Genomic DNA, 16,085 nt, shown 5'->3' with positions numbered 1-16,085 from the left:
GGTGGTCAGGTGTATTGGCTCAGTTGAGCCGGTGAGGATCCAGCTCCATATGCAGGATACGTGGGCCAAGCATGATAACCCGACCCACGTAACGTTCTTCTCCGGTGGATGTGAAGTCGAACAGGAAGCGTCGCCATACCCGCAGTTTCCCTGTCTCATCACGCTTGAACCATAGCCCCCGCAGATAGACGGCGTCATCCAGCAGCATCACATCCATTTTCTTGCAGTAGTTCCTGGCGGCTTGCAGGACGAAGTCCTTGATCGCCTTGGCCCGCCACCAATACCAGATGGCGAACCCCGCAACAAACAGCCAGAACAGAGTTCCCAGAGTCACTGTGCCGGGACCGATGCCGTGTCACCGTCGCCGTTACCGTATTCATCCGCCGCTGAGCCGTGATGGTCTCGGGCCAGCAGGATATAAAACGCGGGCAATACGAAGATGGTGAACAGTGTGCCGATACCGAGGCCGGCGCTGATGGTCAGGCCAATGGCAAAGCGGCTTTCCGCCCCGGGGCCGATGGCGATCAACAGCGGCACCATGGCAAAAATCAGTGCCAGGGAGGTCATGATGATAGGGCGCAAGCGGATGGCCGCTGCCTCTATCACCGCATCCCGCTTGTTCAGTCCCTTGTCGACCTGAAGGGCATTGGCGAACTCCACAATCAGGATGCCGTTCTTGGACACCACACCGATCAGGGTGATCAGACCGACCTGGGTGTAGATGTTCATGGTGGCAAACCCAAGCACGATGAACGCCATTGCACCGGCCACGGACATGGGAACCGAGACCAGAATGATCAGCGGATCACGCCAGCTTTCAAACTGGGCCGCGAGTACCAGGTATATGACCAGAAGTGACAGGAAGAAGGTGACCACCAACGCGCTGCCCTGATTGGCGAATTGTCGGGATTCGCCGGTGTAGTCGGAGGTGAAGCCCTGGGGGAAACCCTCGTCGGCGGCGGATTCCATGAACGCCATGGCATCTCCCATGGTCACCCCGGGCATCACAACGCCCTGCAGAGTCAGCGAATTCAGCTGGTTGAACTGGGTGCGTTGGGAAGGTTCCACTTCGTGCTCAAAGCTGATCACACTGCCGAGTGGGACCAACTGGCCGTTATCGGCACGGATGTAATAGTCGTTGAGTGCGTCCGAGTCCATACGGAAATCCCTCTCGACCTGGGGAATCACCTGATAGGAGCGGCCCTCCATATTGAATCGGTTGATGTAGCCACCACCAAGCATGCTGGACATGGCCTGCCCTATATCCTGCATGGACAGTCCCAGATCCGCGACCCGGTCACGATCGACTTTGATGCGCGTGACTGGCCGATCAAAGTCGATGGATTTCTGCAGGAACATGAAGTTACCACTGGCCATGGCCTTGCCGAGCAGGTCGTTGGCAACGTCATTAAGGCGGTCATAATCCTCGCCGGTCGTGATCACGAACTGGAACGGCAGGCCACCACCGGAACCTGGCAGGGAGGGGCGCGGAAAGACGGCTGTCTGTAAGCCGGTGACCTGCTTGAGCGCGCTATCCAGTTGGGGTTGGACGTCGAACTGGCTGATCTCACGATCTTCCCAGGGCGCCATCTTGAAACCGCCGAAGACAGCGTTGGGTGCGGTAATCCCCAGGATCATGAAGTCCTCGTTGTAACCGGGCACTTTCTCCATGTGTTCCAGTACCTCATCCCCGTGTTCCTCAAGGTAGTCGAGGGTTGCGGTCTGAGGCGCCAGCCCCTGGTAGAACAGGATGCCCTGGTCCTCGGTGGGGGCGAGTTCACTCTGGCTCATCATCACCATAAAGTAAATGGACGCCAGCACCACAAGGGCGAAGAAGATCACCACGGATTTAGTGGTCATCAGGGAGCTCAGGGCTGCTTTATAGCCGTTGGCGAGCCCGTTGAATGAATGTTCCACCAGCTTTTCGAAGCGCCCCGGATTGCCATGGGGCTTGAGAATCTTTCCGGACAACATCGGCGACAGCGTCAGCGCGACGATGCCGGAAATCACCACGGTGCCTGCCAGAGTGAAGGCGAATTCGGTAAACAGCGAGCCGACCAGCCCTCCCATAAAGCCAATGGGCGCATAGACAGCCACCAGGGTGGTGGTCATGGCGATGATGGGCACGGCCATTTCGCGGGCGCCGTTGATGGCGGCATCAAACCGGGATTCCCCCTGCTCGATGTGGCGATGAACGTTCTCCACCATGATGATGGCGTCGTCCACCACCAGACCAATGGCAAGCACCATCGACAACAGCGTCAGCAGGTTCAGCGAGAACCCCATCATCAGCATGACGAAGGCGCCGCCGATCAGTGACAGCGGCACGGCAACGGACGGTACCACGGCGGCCCGAATCGAGCCCAGGCACAGGAACACGACAACCAGTACGATGAGTATGGCTTCCAGCAGGGTCTGGATGACCTCATTGATGGAGCTGTCGATAAAGTCAGATGCATCATAGGCCAGTCGGACATTGAGACCCGAGGGCAACTGGCTTTCGATATCCGGCAACTCGTTTTTGACCAGATCGGCAACCGTCAATGGGTTGGCGCCAGGAGACAGTTCAATGGCGACATAGGTCGCGGGCTGGCCCTTGTAGAGTGCCAACTGGTCGTAGGTCTCCGATCCCAGTTCGACCCTGGCAATGTCCTTCAGCCGGATCAGCGAGCCGTCGGACTCCTTGACCACCAGTTCCCGGAACTGGTCCGGGTCTCCCACATCGGTGTCACTGGTCATGCTGATCTTGGTGTATTTACCCTCGGTATTGCCCACGGCGGCCTGGTAGTTATTCTGCAGCAGAACCTGAACCACTTCCTGCGGTGTCATGTCGACCGCGGACAGTCGCTCCGGATCAAGCCAGGCCCGCAGCGCAAATTTGCGTCCCAGTAACTCCGCCTTGCCAACACCGGATAATGCCTGGAGTTTGGGCTGGACAACCCGTGTCAGGTAATCCGTAATCTGTGGCACTTTCAGTTCATCGCCGTAGAACGCAATGTACATCAGGGCCGTCGAATCGCCGGTGGTGGAGGAGATCACCGGATCCTGGGCGTCTGCCGGCAAAACGTTCCGCTGGCTGGCCACCTTGGCCTGGATTTCCGCCAGGGCCGCGTTGGCATCGTAATTCAGCACCATCTTGGCTTCGATGGTGGAGCGGCCCTGGGAGCTGGTGGAGGTCAGGTAGTCAATGCCGCTGGCTTCGGCTATGGCCTGTTGCAGTGGGGTGGTGATAAAGCCCTTGACCAGGTCCGAGCTGGCGCCCGGGTAGGTCGTGGTCACGGTCACCGTTGTGCTTTCCAGTTCGGGATACTGGCGGATTTCCATTTCCATGGCCGCACGGGCGCCGAGCAGCAGGATCAGCAGGCTGACCACCGTCGCGAGGACGGGGCGCTGGATGAATATATCGGTAAAACGCATCAGTCGGACGCCTCCGCCGGCTCATTATCGCTTTCCTGCACTTCCACCCGTTGCCCGGCGCGGAGTCTCAGAAGGCCCTTGGCGACCACTTCCTCGCCCTCTTTCAGGCCGCCTTCCACGGCAACTCGGCCATCGCGGACTTCGCCGGTCTGAACCGTCCGGCGATTGACGATCAGCTCACCCTCGTCGTTCTCTTCCACCACGAACACAAAGTCGCCGTAGGTGTTGTAGGAAATCGCAGTGCGGGGCACGGTGACGACGTTGCGGTCTTCTGGCTGTTTGGTCAGGATCGTGGTGAACATGCCGGGGCGCAGGGCATGTTCAGGATTCGTCAGTGTGGCACGAATTCGTACGGTCCGGGTTTCGGGGTTGACAGAGGTGTTGATGGCGCTCACCTGTCCGTCGAAAGTTTGGCCGGGAATCGCGGCCACCGTAGCAGTGACGTCATAGCCGGTTGCGACTCTCGGAAGGTCTTTCTCCGACAGTGTGTAATCCACATAGATCGGATCCAGCATGTTGATTTCGACAATCGGCGTACCGGTGGGAATGTACTCACCCTGGTCCACCATGCGCAGGCCAACGGTGCCATCGAAGGGGGCGCGAATCACTTTCTTGTTCAGCTGGGCTTCCGCTTCGTTGACCCGGGCGCGGGCTGCATCGACATTTGCTTTGGCTTCGTCGAACTGGGATTGTGACACCGCGCGTTTCGGAAGCAGGTCGGAAACGCGTTTGAACTCCTGTTCCGCCAACTGGGCTTCGGCCCGGCGGGTCCGCAGTGCAGCTTCGTCTATGGCGGCATCCAGGCGAACCAACACATCGCCTTTGCTGACAGTGTCGCCGGATTCGAAGCCAATCTGTTCAATCACGCCCGGAACTTCGTTGGCCACTTCAATGCCATTGATCGCTTCAACGCTTCCCACTGCCTTGACAGCGGGGGTCCATCGGGCACTCTTTGCCTTGGTGGTTGAGATTTGGGCAGGTGGTTGTGGCTGTGACAATTGCTCTTTAAGCTGACCAAACTGGTAAAATTTGTAGCCAAAAATGCCGCCAAGTACTACGCCAAGGAAGATAATGACGATCAGGAAACGGGAAGCCGTACGCATAATTCAGGTCCTGGGTATCAGTGTCCATTTGGAAATCGCCAGATGCGGCCAGCCAAGCCTGTTGGCGATTGTCCCTGTTTATCTTTAGTGGAGAGTTTGTAATTGACTCTTAATCGCAATGAATAACGTAGCATCCTATACAAAAGTCGGGTGTTTTGTCATCGGTAGAGTGCCAGATTTACGGTGGTAGACCGTAAGGGATTACACTATGCATTGGATATTGGGTATCGCCCTGACGGCTGCGGTATTTGTCATACTGAAGCAGTGGGGAGCGTTGTCTGCGGAGAGAAAAAAGGCCGCCGCCTGGAAGATTTTGCTGGTGGTCGGCGGGGCTGTGCTTCTCTTTATGGTGCTGACCGGTCGCATCCATGTACTGACGGCAACGATAGCGGCGCTGGTCCCCCTGTTGCGAAAATTGCCATCGTTGTTGAAGTTCGCGCCCATGGTGAGCCGGGTGTATCGCCAGCAGCGCCAGTCTGGCAATGACGAGGCAGGCGCCGGTGGCGCGCGTTCGGGTGGTGCGGGCCAGCGAACCGGATCCGGGCCGATGTCCGTGCGTGAAGCATGCGATATCCTCGGGGTGGCTTTGGGCTGTTCCGAGGACGAGGTGGTCATGGCGCATCGGCGATTGATGCAGAAAATTCACCCCGACCGTGGGGGTAATGATTACCTGGCAGCCAAGGTGAATGAGGCAAAAGCTGTCCTGCTTGCGTCACGCAAAGGGGCTGCCTGAGGGGTCAGAGTATCTCTACCCGAATCTCAACGGTCTGATTTTCCCTCTGGTCGCCGCCAACCTGATAGATGATGCCGGAGTGATCGTCGGACTGACTGCGTCGGGTGCTGCCAAGCTCGACCCATTGCCCGGGGTCCACCCGGCGGATGGTCATCAGCGCTTCGGTTTCATAGCCGGGGATACCATCCGCCGGGTCTTCCTCGAATGAGACGATGTTGAGCTCAACGGTTCTATCGGAAATCACCTGTGGGCTAACCAGGAAGCCACTGCGTGTCTCTACCTGCCCCAGGATGGCAGCGGGGTTGCGTCCGCCCCGGATGGCGATGGGAACGGATCGTACCTGGCCGGAATGGATGTGGGCTGACTGCCCTTCCTGAACCACCAGGGTGCGTTCCTGGTTGCGGCGCGTCGTCGTGACCCTGCGCTCAATGTTGGCACTGCTCTGGCCGTTGCTGATGGCAATGTCGCCACCGCCGCTTTTGGCGTCCAGGTTACTGCGGGTTCGCACGGTGATCCGCATCTGTACCGGGGCAACGTCCATGGTTTGCACCAGGCGTCCGATTTCGTCCAGCGCCTCGGGCTCTCCTCGCACGATCATCTGCTGCCCCCTGGCGGTAATGGTAATCTGGCCCTCGGGATACAATTCCCTCACCTGCACGGCAACCTGTTCCGAAGAGCGGTTGCTGAGCTGGTAGGTCCGGGCTTCCGGTGCCGCCAGTGCGGATTGGGGAACGATGAACAGTAATACCCACAGGGCCATGATTGCCGGTCCGCTCCGGTGGATAATCTGGTTGGCTTTTATTGCAGTCACGGCAAAAAGATTCCATAAAAATCGGCTTTGCGGGTTGCAAAGCCGAAAACCAGAGGTATATATTGAAAAGCATGAAGACTACACACGCGATCTGTCAATTGAATGTTCTGAAAGCTTTCGGTGCGAAACCGATGGCTTCGGTCGCTGCTGTGTTTTTCTGGTGGTTTGGTTATGGCTTTTATTTTAGCCAGAGCCAGGGCCGCCTATAAGATCTTCATCGACTGAATTACGAGGAAGGCAGCCCGGCAAAACCCAGGCTGCCACCGGACTCGAAAAAGCCCCGACTGGTAGCCCAGCCGGGGCTTTTTTGATTCTGACACAGGGAAACGGAAAACTGACATGAACATGCCTCTGAATATCGACGCCCTGAGTGACCGGGCCAGCGCCGAGAGTGCCACTGCCCCCAAACGCAGGGAAGAGATTCTTCCGACAGCGTCAGAGCTGAGGACCCGTCTGCCACTGGCGCCAGACATCGAACAGCAGATACTTCGCCATCGCGACGATATCCGCCGGGTGCTTAATGGTGACGACCCGCGCACGCTGATTGTGATCGGGCCGTGCTCAATTCACGATGAGGTGGCCGCGCTGGAGTATGCGGAAAAACTCAGTGAGCTGGCAGCGGCTGTCAGCGACCGCTTCCTGATCGTGATGCGTGCCTACCTGGAAAAACCCAGAACCACCGTGGGCTGGAAAGGGCTATTGTACGACCCGGATCGTTCCGGAGCCGGTAACCTCAACGAGGGGCTGGTGCGATCACGCCGGCTGCTGTTGAATCTGGCGGAATCCGGTCTGCCGCTGGCGACCGAAGCCCTCAGTCCATTCGCGATGGACTACCTCGGTGACCTGATCAGCTGGAGCGCTATTGGCGCGCGTACCACGGAATCCCAGGTGCACCGGGAGCTGGTCAGCGGGCTGCCGATGCCGGTGGGCTTCAAGAACGGCACGGACGGGGGCGTGACGGTGGCGATCAATGCAATGAAATCCGCTGCCCATCCACACCACCATATGGGGATTGCCAGCACGGGCGCCCCGGCCATGATCACCACTGAGGGGAACCCGGATACCCACCTGGTCCTCAGGGGTGGTCGGGGCATCACCAACTACGACGCCGACAGCATTGGTCAGGCGATTGAATCACTGTCTGGCGCCGGTGTATCCACCGCCGTCATGGTGGACTGCAGCCACGATAATGCCCGCAAGCAGGCTGAGCGTCAGTTGGATATTGCCCGGGAGGTCATGGCCCAGCGAGCTGCCGGCAACGTCTGCATTCGGGGACTGATGCTGGAAAGCTTCCTGGAACCGGGCCGCCAGGACGACGGGGCCGACCTGAAATACGGCCGCTCTATTACGGACCCGTGTATTGGCTGGGACCAGACGGAGGCTCTGATCCGCTCACTGTAGAAAACAACAGCTGCCCGGCCAGCAGCAACAGCACACCGCCCATCATCCGGTCGAGCCAGTGGCCGAACCGGTTAAAACCACGTCGCACCCTGGGCAGGGTGAAAAAACTGGCGACCAGTGCGAACCACAGGCCTGTGGCTATGGCCATATAAAGGCCATAGGTGGTTTGCAGCGCGATGGGGGTGTCGGGACTGATTACCACGGAAAACAGCGAGACGAAGAACAGGGTGGCCTTGGGGTTCAATACATTGGTCAGGAAACCCAGTCTGAACGCGTAAAATCCGCCCTGTGGTGTCGCATTGCCTGCTTCAACGTGAATGCCGCCTGCCCGGGATTTCAGGCACTGCACTGCTATCCACGTCAGATACAGCGCGCCAATAACCTTGAGAATCGTAAACAACAGCAACGACTGTTGAATCAGAATGCCAATCCCCAACAGCGAATAGGTCACATGCACAAGGATGCCAAGCCCTATGCCGGAAGCACTGAGCAGGGCATTTCGCCGGCTCTGAAACAAAGCCTGGCGGAGCATGACCGCGAAGTCGGGCCCGGGGCTGGCCACAGCCAGCAGGTGAACCACGGCAACGGTCAGGAATTCGGCCCAGTATGTCTGCATTTTTGTTCTCCTTACCAACGCAGGACGTAATCGAAAAAGTGCACGGGGTGACGCAAGGATATAAGCGATTAGGGAAAATATCCCGTGCCAAACGCAACTAATTCTGCCGGCTATACTCACGTAGACCACAGTGAACAGACAATCAGCGGGAGAGGCCTCCATGCAGAAACGCAGGGTAGACGTTGCAATTATCGGGGCCGGCACTGCCGGCATGGGCGCCTATCGCGCGGCGCGCAAACACACCGATAACCTGGTGCTGATTGAGGGCGGTCACTATGGCACCACCTGCGCCCGTGTCGGCTGCATGCCCAGCAAGCTTCTGATAGCTGCGGCAGACAGCGCCCACTGTATGGAGCAGGGCTCGGTCTTTGGTGTTCATCCCGGAGGGGTGCGGATTGATGGCAAGGCGGTGATGGATCGTGTCCGCAGTGAACGCGACCGTTTTGTCGGATTCGTTCTGGAAACCATCTCCGAGATGCCGGAGAGTCACCGTCTTGGAGGGCATGCACGGTTCATCGACGACCATCGCCTGGTTGTCGAAGAACAGGCAGAGGTGATAGCCGATCGCATCGTGGTGGCAACGGGGGCGCGGCCCAACATCCCGGGGTTACTCAAAGAGGCCAAAGACCGGCTGGTGGTTAATGACGATTTATTCGAATGGAATGAGTTGCCGGCCTCGGTTGCTGTGTTTGGCCCTGGTGTTATCGGTCTGGAACTGGGACAGGCGTTAAGCCGGCTGGGCGTTCGGGTGCGACTGTTCGGTGTTGGCGGCAGCTTAGGGCCTATTCGTGATGAACGAATCCGGGAATACGCCCTGGAAACATTCAGCCGTGAATTCCCGCTGGACCCGGATGCCAATGTGAAAGCCGTGAAACGCACAGACGAAGGCGTTGCGATCACTTTTGTGGAGAAAACAAAAGGCAATGTGACTGAAACCTTTGACTATGTGCTGGCTGCGACCGGGCGAAAAGCAAATGTGGATCATCTGGATATCCAGAATACCGAGCTGGAACTGGATGAACGCGGCTCGCCACTGTTTAACCGTTACACCCTGCAGTGTGGGGACAGTCATATTTTCATTGCCGGCGATGCCAATAACGATACCCCGCTACTTCACGAAGCCGCAGATGAGGGACGGATTGCCGGTGACAATGCCGGGCGATACCCGGATGTCCGCGCGGGCTTGCGTCGCACACCACTGGCTGTGGTCTTTACTGACCCGCAGATTGCAACGGTGGGGCTGACCATTGATCAGGTGGATGAACGTTGCAGGGGCTGTTTTTCCGTTGGCGAGGTTTCCTTTGAGGATCAGGGGCGCAGCCGGGTGATTGCCCGAAATAAGGGGTTGTTACGGGTCTATGGTGAGCAGGGCAGTGGCCAGTTCCTGGGCGCGGAAATGTTTGGCCCGGCGGCGGAGCACATCAGCCACCTGCTGGCATGGTCAGCCCAGCGTCGGATGACCGTCAGTGAGATGCTGGACATGCCATTTTATCATCCGGTCATTGAGGAGGGGGTGAGAACCGCGCTAAGGGCTCTCAACCGCAACCTCAATATTGGCCCGGAGGTCATTACGCGCTGCATGGATTGTGGTCCCGGGGGATAGCCACTTGTTGTGCAGGCTGAGTGCGGCGTGCCCAGATCTTTTCGTGGAAAAAGTAGGCAACGGTGTTGATCGCTGGCTCCACCATGGCAATCAGGCTGCCAATGAGGATGTCACCAGTCAGCAAGAAGGCAACACTGAACGCCACGGTGAAATGGGTGATGGCAAACGTGATCGTCTTCATCAGCGAGTTGTCGCCATTGGCTCCGTGGTCGTGGACAAACAGTTTAAGCGTACTCATGATCAACTCCGCGTAGGTGCTGTTTATGCTTCATTTAAACGGAGGTGATAATCATTGTTAAATAAATTGTTTGTGAGATCCTGATAGTTCTTGTCTATGAATAGCCATTATTTCTTGTAAGTTATCCAGCCATAGGATTTGGCTATTCAATGGATTGGGACACTAAACTTCACTAATTTCAGTTCCCTGGCTTATATTGGTTACCAAATTTACTTCACTAACTGTCAAGGAGGCACGTTATGGGAAAGAACTTCATTGGTCTGGACGCTGCGAAGGCTGAGCAACTGGCGAGTTCCCTGAATGATCTGTTGTCGAATTATCAGATCTTTTACATGAACGTCCGTGGTTACCACTGGAACATCAAGGGCGACAATTTTTTCGAGCTTCACGTGAAGTTTGAGGAGCTCTACAACGATCTGCTGTTGAAGATCGACGAAATCGCCGAGCGCGTGCTGACCCTCGGGCATCGTCCGGCACACGCCTACAGCACCTACATCGAGAAATCTGAAGTGCCCGAGCGCAAGGATGTTTCCGATGGCAAGGTTGCCATGGAGAACATTGTGGAAAGCTTCGCCAAACTGATCGGTAAGCAGCGTGAACTGCTAAGTCTGGCCGGCGATGCGGATGACGAGGGTACTGTTGCGCTGATGAGTGATTACATTTCGCAGCAGGAAAAGACGGTCTGGATGTACCGTAGCTATCTCGGTCAGTAATCAGCGTTCGGTACATTGAAATGGTGGCGGCCCCTGGGTCGCCATTTTTTTGCCGGTCCGGTCACCCTCGTTCACCGCAACAGTCACCAAACTGCCATGGTTTATTAACAAATTGTTAATAAACCCTCTCCATAGTGTGATCACGAAATTCAACACCGATCAAACGTGATCACTGATGGAGAACAAACGAATGAAAAAGCAGCTGCTGGCTCTGGCTATCGGTTCCATGGTTGTTGCGCCCTCCGTTGCGATGGCTGACAAGGGCCCTGTCGTTTACGGCAAGGCCAATGTGTCCTATGAAAATCAGGATAACGATGTAGAAGATGCCTGGAAGCTCCAGAGCAATGCCTCGCGCCTGGGTGTCAAAGGTGATCTGGATCTTGATTTCGAGCAGATCAAGGCGGTTTACAAGGCAGAATTCGAAATCTCGGTTGACGATGGCGACAAGGGCGGTGAAACCTTCAGTCAGCGCAACATCTATGGCGGCTTTGCCCATGACTCGATGGGTACTCTGATTGCGGGTAAGTTCGATACACCGCTGAAAGTATCCCAGGGCAAGATTGACCAGTTCAATGACCTGCAGGGTGATATCAAGAACATCATGGCGGGTGAAAACCGCACCAGCAACATGGTGCAGTACAGCACTCCCAGCTTTGCAGATGCGTTGTCCGTGAACGTGGCCCTGATTCCGGGCGAAGATCAGGAAGAAGGTACAGATGAAAACGGTGTTGCCGACGCGGTCTCCAGTTCCATCGTATTCGACAAAGGCATGTTCTACGGTGCCCTGGCTTATGATTCGGAGATTGAAGATGAGCTGGTTGCTGATTCAACGATGGAGGGCAGGCTGAACATTCTTCGCGCGACTGGCCTGGTTCGGCTCGATATGTTTGAGTTTGGTGCATTGTACCAGTTGGCTGAAGAGGAAGACGGTGAAGGTGAGGAAGACAGCTATCTGCTCAGCGGTGCCGTGAAACTCGACCGGCTGAAACTGAAAGCCCAGTATGGTCTGACGGAAGGGGACCTTTCAGACGAAGAGCTGACCCTCATTGGCGTTGGTGCTGACTACAAGCTGGCCAAGAAGAGCAAGGTCTATGCTTATTTCGCCCAGGTTGAACAGGACATTGGTGATCAGGAAGACACCACCTTCGGTGTGGGCTTTGAACACAAGTTCTCTATGTAAGACCGAAGTGCCGAAGTAAAGAAACGCTGTATCGTGTTGGCGTCATTGTTTGCCGGGGCAGTTGCCCCGGTTTTTTGCATTCGGTATAGGCCTATATTCTGGCACTATTAAAAAAGCGAGGTGGGAGACGCAACCCCACCTCGCAAACCCATTGCGGAGGGTTTAGAGCTTGGCGCCCAGGGTCAACCAGAGCTTGTTGGTGTCAACCTTGCCGGCCGCATCATCGCCTGCCATGTAAGCGGCGTACTTGATGCCGGCACTGTAGTGCTGGCCAAAACCGCGATTGTAGGCCACGTCGATTTCACTGCCGAAATCATCGGTTCCGGCGGCATCCTCATCGGCGCTGAAGTCATGGTAGGCAAGTACCCACTTACCGCCTGACAGGGAACCTGTGACGGTCAGCATCAGGTCCTCCAGGCCGCTGTTGGGCGTGGCCAGAAACTGATCGGCCCAGCCGTTAAAGGCGTGGAGTGTTGCCAGCGGGGTGGAGAAACCGTAGTTGCCGTTGTCAGAGCCCAGTACTTCATAGCCCAGTGACACGGTTACACCTGCAGCCTGTACTCCGGCGAGCGCCTTATAGTAGTCAGCGTCCGCTTCGGCGCCGGCACTGTCCGCTTCCTGGGTCGCATACTCCAGTTCGTACAATACGCCGATCCCGTCAAGGTCGGTCCTGCCGGTGTAGCGCAGCCCGTAGGTGTCGAGACTGTTGTCGGGAACGTTGTCCAGTTCCAGCAGGTAGGCGTAACCCGTCAGAACGCCAAAGGACGACTGATAGCTGGCGTTTACCAGGTGGTCCTTGGCGTCCTGGTCGCCGCCTTGTGCAAATATCCGGTTATGCTTGGTGATATAGGCGTAGTCCAGGGTCAGGTCGGAGAGTGCATAGCTGAGGCGGGTGGCATCAAAGGTCTGTCGATCCTGGCGCCAACCCACCGCACCAACGAAACGCTGGTTATCCAGGGTAATGACCTGGCGACCGATCTTGCCATTGAACCCGGCGTTGGTGTACTTCACGAAGGCCTGGTCGACTTCGGTGGTTTCCGGGTCGGCGACCACGGAATGGTCAGGTGTCTGACCCTGGGTGTCGTTGTAATCGTCGACTCCGGCGATCGCGCGTGAATCTTCAAATTCCAGGACGCCGGACAGCCCATAGTAATGGCCGGTTTTATAGCCGAGGCGTGAACGTAGGGTGAGGGCGTTCGCATCCTTCAGGGCGTTGTCCTGATCTACGTTTTCGTACCGCAAGCGGAAATCACCGTAGACGGTTCCATCGTTCAGGGCGCTGGTGAGACTGATATTTTCTGCCAGAGCACTGCCGCACACCAGGGCGGTACCCAATAACAAACCGGTCTGTCGTACTGTGTTACGTGTCATTTCGTGTTGCTCCTGAGTCTTTATGGGATTGTCATCGCACATCGTTGACGCGGTCCAAGAGCCGAGTGAAGCGATTTTCTCGCCGGCTGTTGTTGTTATTACGGGCAAAAAAAACGCCTATCGCGCCGGAGGGATGTCCGGTCTGATAAGCGTCTTTGCTCTTTTAGAACGTCGTGCCAGTGGGGGCTATGCAGTGAAGGGTGTCCGACTGGCGTGATGACCAAGGCACGTAACGTGCCAGATCTCAATTATTGTGATAACTAATTGTTCGGAAACAATATTTATTAAGGGTTGATCCGGATAGGTCAGAATGATGTGAGCATTTTTGTTGCAAAACAGTACGTTGCCTGCTTCAAAAGTGAACAGAGGCTGGCAGTTGATGTCCTTGGCTGGCTTAGATTGAAAGCACTGAATGTGTTTGCAGTTTGTACAAGCCCTCTCTAGACCGCGACATCCAGCGGCGGCACCTCCTGGTGCAGGAACCACTTCTCGGTCACCACCTTGCGGGTAAACCAGTGTGAGCGCATCAGCGTGCTGGCCAGTGGTGCCTTGACCCATTCCGGTATTTGCCAGCTTTGTTCGGCCTCTGCCGCACGGTTGCCAAACCGCTGGGCGATGGTTTCACCGTAGGCTTGCAGTGTCTGGGCTGAATAATCATCCGCCTCCCGGATCACCTGGGCGGCGATCAGTGCGGATTCGATGGCCGGGCGAATGCCTTCCCCGCTCTGGGTGTAAGCCAGACCGGCGGAATCCCCGATCAGCATCACGCCATCGTCCACCAGTGGGCGCTCCGCGTGGTCATACAGCAGATAGGCGTGGCCCTTGAAGCGTCCGGGCAGATCCGCCGGGATACGTCCGCTGGCTTTCATCTCCTCGACAAACCGTTCGAGGTGTTCGGTGAGCTTGTGGTTGTCTTCCCGGCCCAGGCCGATATTCAGAAAATTACCCTTGCGGAACACCCAGGCATAGCCTTTCAGGTCCTTGCAGAACCAGAGTTCCGGTGTGTCTCCCCGGGCTTCGCAGACCTCGGATTGTTCCGGTGTCATTTCAAACTCGACTTCCTTGGCGGCAACCACGGTTTCATGGCTGCCCGGGCCATCGCCCAGGAGTTTGGCCACCGGGCAGAAGTGGCCACCGGCACCAACAATGAGCGGTGCCTCCCAGGTGTCATTGACTACCCAGTTGCCGTTCTTTCGGGTAATGGATTTGACCGGAGTACCCAGCTCCTGCGGAGCGGTCACCCGGCTGAGCAGATAGTGGTCGAACTCGCAGCGACGAATGCCGTAGCTGACCACCTCGTCGTGATTGTTCTCGACCGCGGGCTGTCCCATCATGCCGATGCGAAAGCGACGGATGGGCTGCAGGGTACGCTCCCTGGCATAGTCCGATAGATCAATGTCAAGGCTCGCCATTACCGCCGGGGTGACCCAACCGGCGCAAGTCTTGTCCCGTGGGAAGGTTTTTTTGTCGATCACAAGAATGCGCTTGCCGCTGTCACGAAGTGAGTGAGCGAGGGTGGCGCCAGCCGGGCCGGCGCCAACGATGATCAGGTCGTAATAATCCATTAATGGGCCTCCGGTGCTGCGGGCGATGTATAAAGATCCTGGCGGCTTTGTGGCAACCGGTTATTGTCGCCGTGGGTGAAGACGACCTGAAAGAGTTGCAGCGATCCGGCACGGAAGGCGGCGATGGAGCCAGCCAGGTACATACGCCAGGCGCGGGTGAAGTGCTCGTCGTACATTTCGGACACCCGGTCTTCGTTGGCGGTGAAGCGCTCCATCCAGTGGGTCAGTGTCTGGGCGTAGTGCAGGCGCAAGTTCTCCACATCCAGCACGGAAAAATCCCCGTGTTCACAGAGGGTCATGAATTCGCCGATGCTGGGTGGGTAGGCGCCAGGGAAGATCCGTTTTTCGATCCAGGCATTCATCAGCATTGGGCGGTTTCGGCCAATGCTGTGGAGTAGGGCAATGCCGTCCGGTTTCAGTGAGCGCTTGATCAGTTCCGACAGTGCCGGGTAATTGTCCTTGCCGACGTGTTCCAGCATGCCCACGGACACAAAGGCGTCGTATTGCCCCTGGATGTTGCGGTAGTCGTCTTCCACATAGTCGATCAGGTGGTCCAGTTGCTGCCGCTCCGCCTCGGCGCGTGCGTAGGCCAGTTGTTCCTTCGAGATGTTGTAGGCGTGTACCCTGACGCCATAGTTTCTGGCCATATAGCGGGCGAGACCGCCCCAGCCGCAACCTGCTTCCACCACCGTCATTCCGGGCTTGAGGCGGAGCTTGCGACAGACATGTTCCAGTTTGGCGAGCTGCGCCTGCTCCAGGGTGAGGTCCGCGCGCTCGTAATAGGCACAGGTGTACTGCATTTCGGCCTCGTCCAGCCACAACCGATAGAACTCATTGCCGAGGTCATAATGGTGATGGATGTTTTCTTTGGCCTCGGAAATGCCGGTTGGACGGGGATTATGGTTGCGCCACAAGGCATCCAGCCATTTGGGCCAACGCTGACGGGCCTGGTGAACCGAGCGATAGAGTGTTTCCATCAGCTCAGGCAGGTCGCCATCGACCTCGAGGCGACCGGCGCTGTACAGGTCTCCGAACGCCAGGTTGGGGTTGGTCACCAGGGAAACCAGGGCCTTGGGATCGGTCAGGTGAATCGTAAAGCGGGCCTCGCCGCTGTCAGGCTCAATGACCTCGTCATTCCACAACCTGAACCGGACCGGAGGCGAGCCGGCCATGCGCATCAGCTTGGCGACCAGCCATATTTCGTAGGAATGAGGTTCACGATCAACCTGAAGGTCTTCCAGGGGGAGCTTCAGAACGTGTGCTTTCTGGTCGTTCTGGTGTCTGGAATCGTCCGTTTTCCGGGCAGTGCTCTGGTTCATGAATTCTCGTCTCCC

Annotated in this window: 14 protein-coding genes; 5 read left to right on the top strand and 9 right to left on the bottom strand. The window is 57.0% G+C overall.

Going from position 1 to position 16,085, the window contains the following annotated elements:
• Positions 1 to 19: 19 nt before the first annotated feature.
• Genes EHN06_RS18000 through EHN06_RS17990 form a run of 3 tightly spaced genes read right to left on the bottom strand, consistent with a single transcriptional unit; the run spans position 20 to position 4,520 of the window.
• The gene (locus EHN06_RS18000) at positions 20 to 334 is read right to left on the bottom strand and encodes a DUF3301 domain-containing protein (protein ID WP_012137040.1); all 315 of its coding nucleotides are present in this window, start codon (positions 332 to 334) and stop codon (positions 20 to 22) included.
• On the bottom strand, positions 331 to 3,417 hold the full coding sequence (locus tag EHN06_RS17995; protein ID WP_127333877.1) for an efflux RND transporter permease subunit: 3,087 nt from the start codon (positions 3,415 to 3,417) through the stop codon (positions 331 to 333). The genes EHN06_RS18000 and EHN06_RS17995 overlap by 4 nt, the downstream gene beginning before the upstream one ends.
• Positions 3,417 to 4,520, bottom strand: coding sequence for an efflux RND transporter periplasmic adaptor subunit (locus EHN06_RS17990; protein WP_127333876.1), 1,104 nt, complete (start codon positions 4,518 to 4,520; stop codon positions 3,417 to 3,419). The genes EHN06_RS17995 and EHN06_RS17990 overlap by 1 nt, the downstream gene beginning before the upstream one ends.
• Positions 4,521 to 4,728: 208 nt before the next feature.
• Between EHN06_RS17990 and EHN06_RS17985 the strand changes: the two genes are divergently transcribed.
• Positions 4,729 to 5,253, top strand: a complete 525-nt coding sequence (locus EHN06_RS17985; protein WP_127333875.1) for a molecular chaperone DnaJ — start codon at positions 4,729 to 4,731, stop codon at positions 5,251 to 5,253.
• Positions 5,254 to 5,257: 4 nt separating this feature from the next.
• Here the strand turns inward: EHN06_RS17985 and EHN06_RS17980 are convergent, their stop codons facing one another.
• Positions 5,258 to 6,064 carry a secretin N-terminal domain-containing protein gene (locus EHN06_RS17980; protein WP_323053013.1) on the bottom strand — a complete coding sequence of 269 codons (807 nt, stop codon included), beginning with the start codon at positions 6,062 to 6,064 and terminating at the stop codon, positions 5,258 to 5,260.
• Positions 6,065 to 6,403: 339 nt separating this feature from the next.
• On the opposite strand from EHN06_RS17980, the gene EHN06_RS17975 reads away from it, so the two are divergent.
• Positions 6,404 to 7,465, top strand: coding sequence for a 3-deoxy-7-phosphoheptulonate synthase (locus EHN06_RS17975; RefSeq protein WP_127333874.1), 1,062 nt, complete (start codon positions 6,404 to 6,406; stop codon positions 7,463 to 7,465).
• Here EHN06_RS17975 and EHN06_RS17970 read toward each other — a convergent pair.
• Positions 7,410 to 8,081 carry a LysE family translocator gene (locus EHN06_RS17970; protein WP_127333873.1) on the bottom strand — a complete coding sequence of 224 codons (672 nt, stop codon included), beginning with the start codon at positions 8,079 to 8,081 and terminating at the stop codon, positions 7,410 to 7,412. The genes EHN06_RS17975 and EHN06_RS17970 overlap by 56 nt on opposite strands.
• A gap of 160 nt (positions 8,082 to 8,241) precedes the next feature.
• Here EHN06_RS17970 and EHN06_RS17965 point away from each other — a divergent pair, with 160 nt between their 5' ends.
• Positions 8,242 to 9,684: a dihydrolipoyl dehydrogenase gene (locus EHN06_RS17965; protein ID WP_127333872.1), complete on the top strand. Its 1,443-nt coding sequence runs from the start codon at positions 8,242 to 8,244 to the stop codon at positions 9,682 to 9,684.
• Here EHN06_RS17965 and EHN06_RS17960 read toward each other — a convergent pair.
• Positions 9,650 to 9,922, bottom strand: coding sequence for a DUF2061 domain-containing protein (locus EHN06_RS17960; RefSeq protein WP_228257344.1), 273 nt, complete (start codon positions 9,920 to 9,922; stop codon positions 9,650 to 9,652). The two genes, EHN06_RS17965 and EHN06_RS17960, sit on opposite strands and share 35 nt — an antisense overlap.
• Positions 9,923 to 10,161: 239 nt before the next feature.
• Here EHN06_RS17960 and EHN06_RS17955 point away from each other — a divergent pair, with 239 nt between their 5' ends.
• Together EHN06_RS17955 and EHN06_RS17950 are read left to right on the top strand one after the other, a co-directional pair.
• Complete coding sequence (locus EHN06_RS17955) at positions 10,162 to 10,635, top strand: Dps family protein (protein WP_127333871.1); 474 nt, start codon at positions 10,162 to 10,164, stop codon at positions 10,633 to 10,635.
• Positions 10,636 to 10,825: 190 nt separating this feature from the next.
• Positions 10,826 to 11,815 (top strand): porin, encoded by a 990-nt coding sequence (locus EHN06_RS17950; RefSeq protein WP_127333870.1) that lies wholly within the window; start codon positions 10,826 to 10,828, stop codon positions 11,813 to 11,815.
• A gap of 162 nt (positions 11,816 to 11,977) precedes the next feature.
• Here the strand turns inward: EHN06_RS17950 and EHN06_RS17945 are convergent, their stop codons facing one another.
• The 3 genes from EHN06_RS17945 to EHN06_RS17935 all read right to left on the bottom strand — a co-directional run bounded on the left by EHN06_RS17945 (position 11,978) and on the right by EHN06_RS17935 (position 16,070).
• Positions 11,978 to 13,186 carry an alginate export family protein gene (locus EHN06_RS17945; RefSeq protein WP_127333869.1) on the bottom strand — a complete coding sequence of 403 codons (1,209 nt, stop codon included), beginning with the start codon at positions 13,184 to 13,186 and terminating at the stop codon, positions 11,978 to 11,980.
• A 440-nt stretch (positions 13,187 to 13,626) separates the two neighbouring features.
• A complete protein-coding gene (locus tag EHN06_RS17940) occupies positions 13,627 to 14,751 on the bottom strand; it encodes an NAD(P)/FAD-dependent oxidoreductase (RefSeq protein ID WP_127333868.1) in 1,125 nt (374 codons plus the stop codon).
• The gene (locus EHN06_RS17935) at positions 14,751 to 16,070 is read right to left on the bottom strand and encodes an SAM-dependent methyltransferase (RefSeq protein WP_127333867.1); all 1,320 of its coding nucleotides are present in this window, start codon (positions 16,068 to 16,070) and stop codon (positions 14,751 to 14,753) included. Before EHN06_RS17935 ends, EHN06_RS17940 begins: the two co-directional genes overlap by 1 nt.
• Positions 16,071 to 16,085: the final 15 nt, after the last annotated feature.

It is taken from the genome of Marinobacter sp. NP-4(2019) (assembly GCF_003994855.1).
In the GTDB taxonomy this organism is placed as follows: Bacteria; Pseudomonadota; Gammaproteobacteria; order Pseudomonadales; family Oleiphilaceae; genus Marinobacter.
Note: the sequence above shows the minus strand (reverse complement) of the source record. Positions and strands in the feature narration are given on the sequence as shown.

Excerpts from the sequence above, each read along its gene's own strand:
- EHN06_RS17940 (WP_127333868.1), bottom strand. The coding sequence starts at position 14,751 with ATGGATTATTACGACCTGATCATCGTTGGCGCCGGCCCGGCTGGCGCC.
- EHN06_RS17985 (WP_127333875.1), top strand. The coding sequence starts at position 4,729 with ATGCATTGGATATTGGGTATCGCCCTGACGGCTGCGGTATTTGTCATA.
- EHN06_RS17945 (WP_127333869.1), bottom strand. The coding sequence starts at position 13,186 with ATGACACGTAACACAGTACGACAGACCGGTTTGTTATTGGGTACCGCC.
- EHN06_RS17950 (WP_127333870.1), top strand. The coding sequence starts at position 10,826 with ATGAAAAAGCAGCTGCTGGCTCTGGCTATCGGTTCCATGGTTGTTGCG.
- EHN06_RS17935 (WP_127333867.1), bottom strand. The coding sequence starts at position 16,070 with ATGAACCAGAGCACTGCCCGGAAAACGGACGATTCCAGACACCAGAAC.
- EHN06_RS17990 (WP_127333876.1), bottom strand. The coding sequence starts at position 4,520 with ATGCGTACGGCTTCCCGTTTCCTGATCGTCATTATCTTCCTTGGCGTA.
- EHN06_RS17975 (WP_127333874.1), top strand. The coding sequence starts at position 6,404 with ATGAACATGCCTCTGAATATCGACGCCCTGAGTGACCGGGCCAGCGCC.
- EHN06_RS17960 (WP_228257344.1), bottom strand. The coding sequence starts at position 9,922 with ATGAGTACGCTTAAACTGTTTGTCCACGACCACGGAGCCAATGGCGAC.
- EHN06_RS17965 (WP_127333872.1), top strand. The coding sequence starts at position 8,242 with ATGCAGAAACGCAGGGTAGACGTTGCAATTATCGGGGCCGGCACTGCC.
- EHN06_RS17970 (WP_127333873.1), bottom strand. The coding sequence starts at position 8,081 with ATGCAGACATACTGGGCCGAATTCCTGACCGTTGCCGTGGTTCACCTG.
- EHN06_RS17955 (WP_127333871.1), top strand. The coding sequence starts at position 10,162 with ATGGGAAAGAACTTCATTGGTCTGGACGCTGCGAAGGCTGAGCAACTG.
- EHN06_RS17995 (WP_127333877.1), bottom strand. The coding sequence starts at position 3,417 with ATGCGTTTTACCGATATATTCATCCAGCGCCCCGTCCTCGCGACGGTG.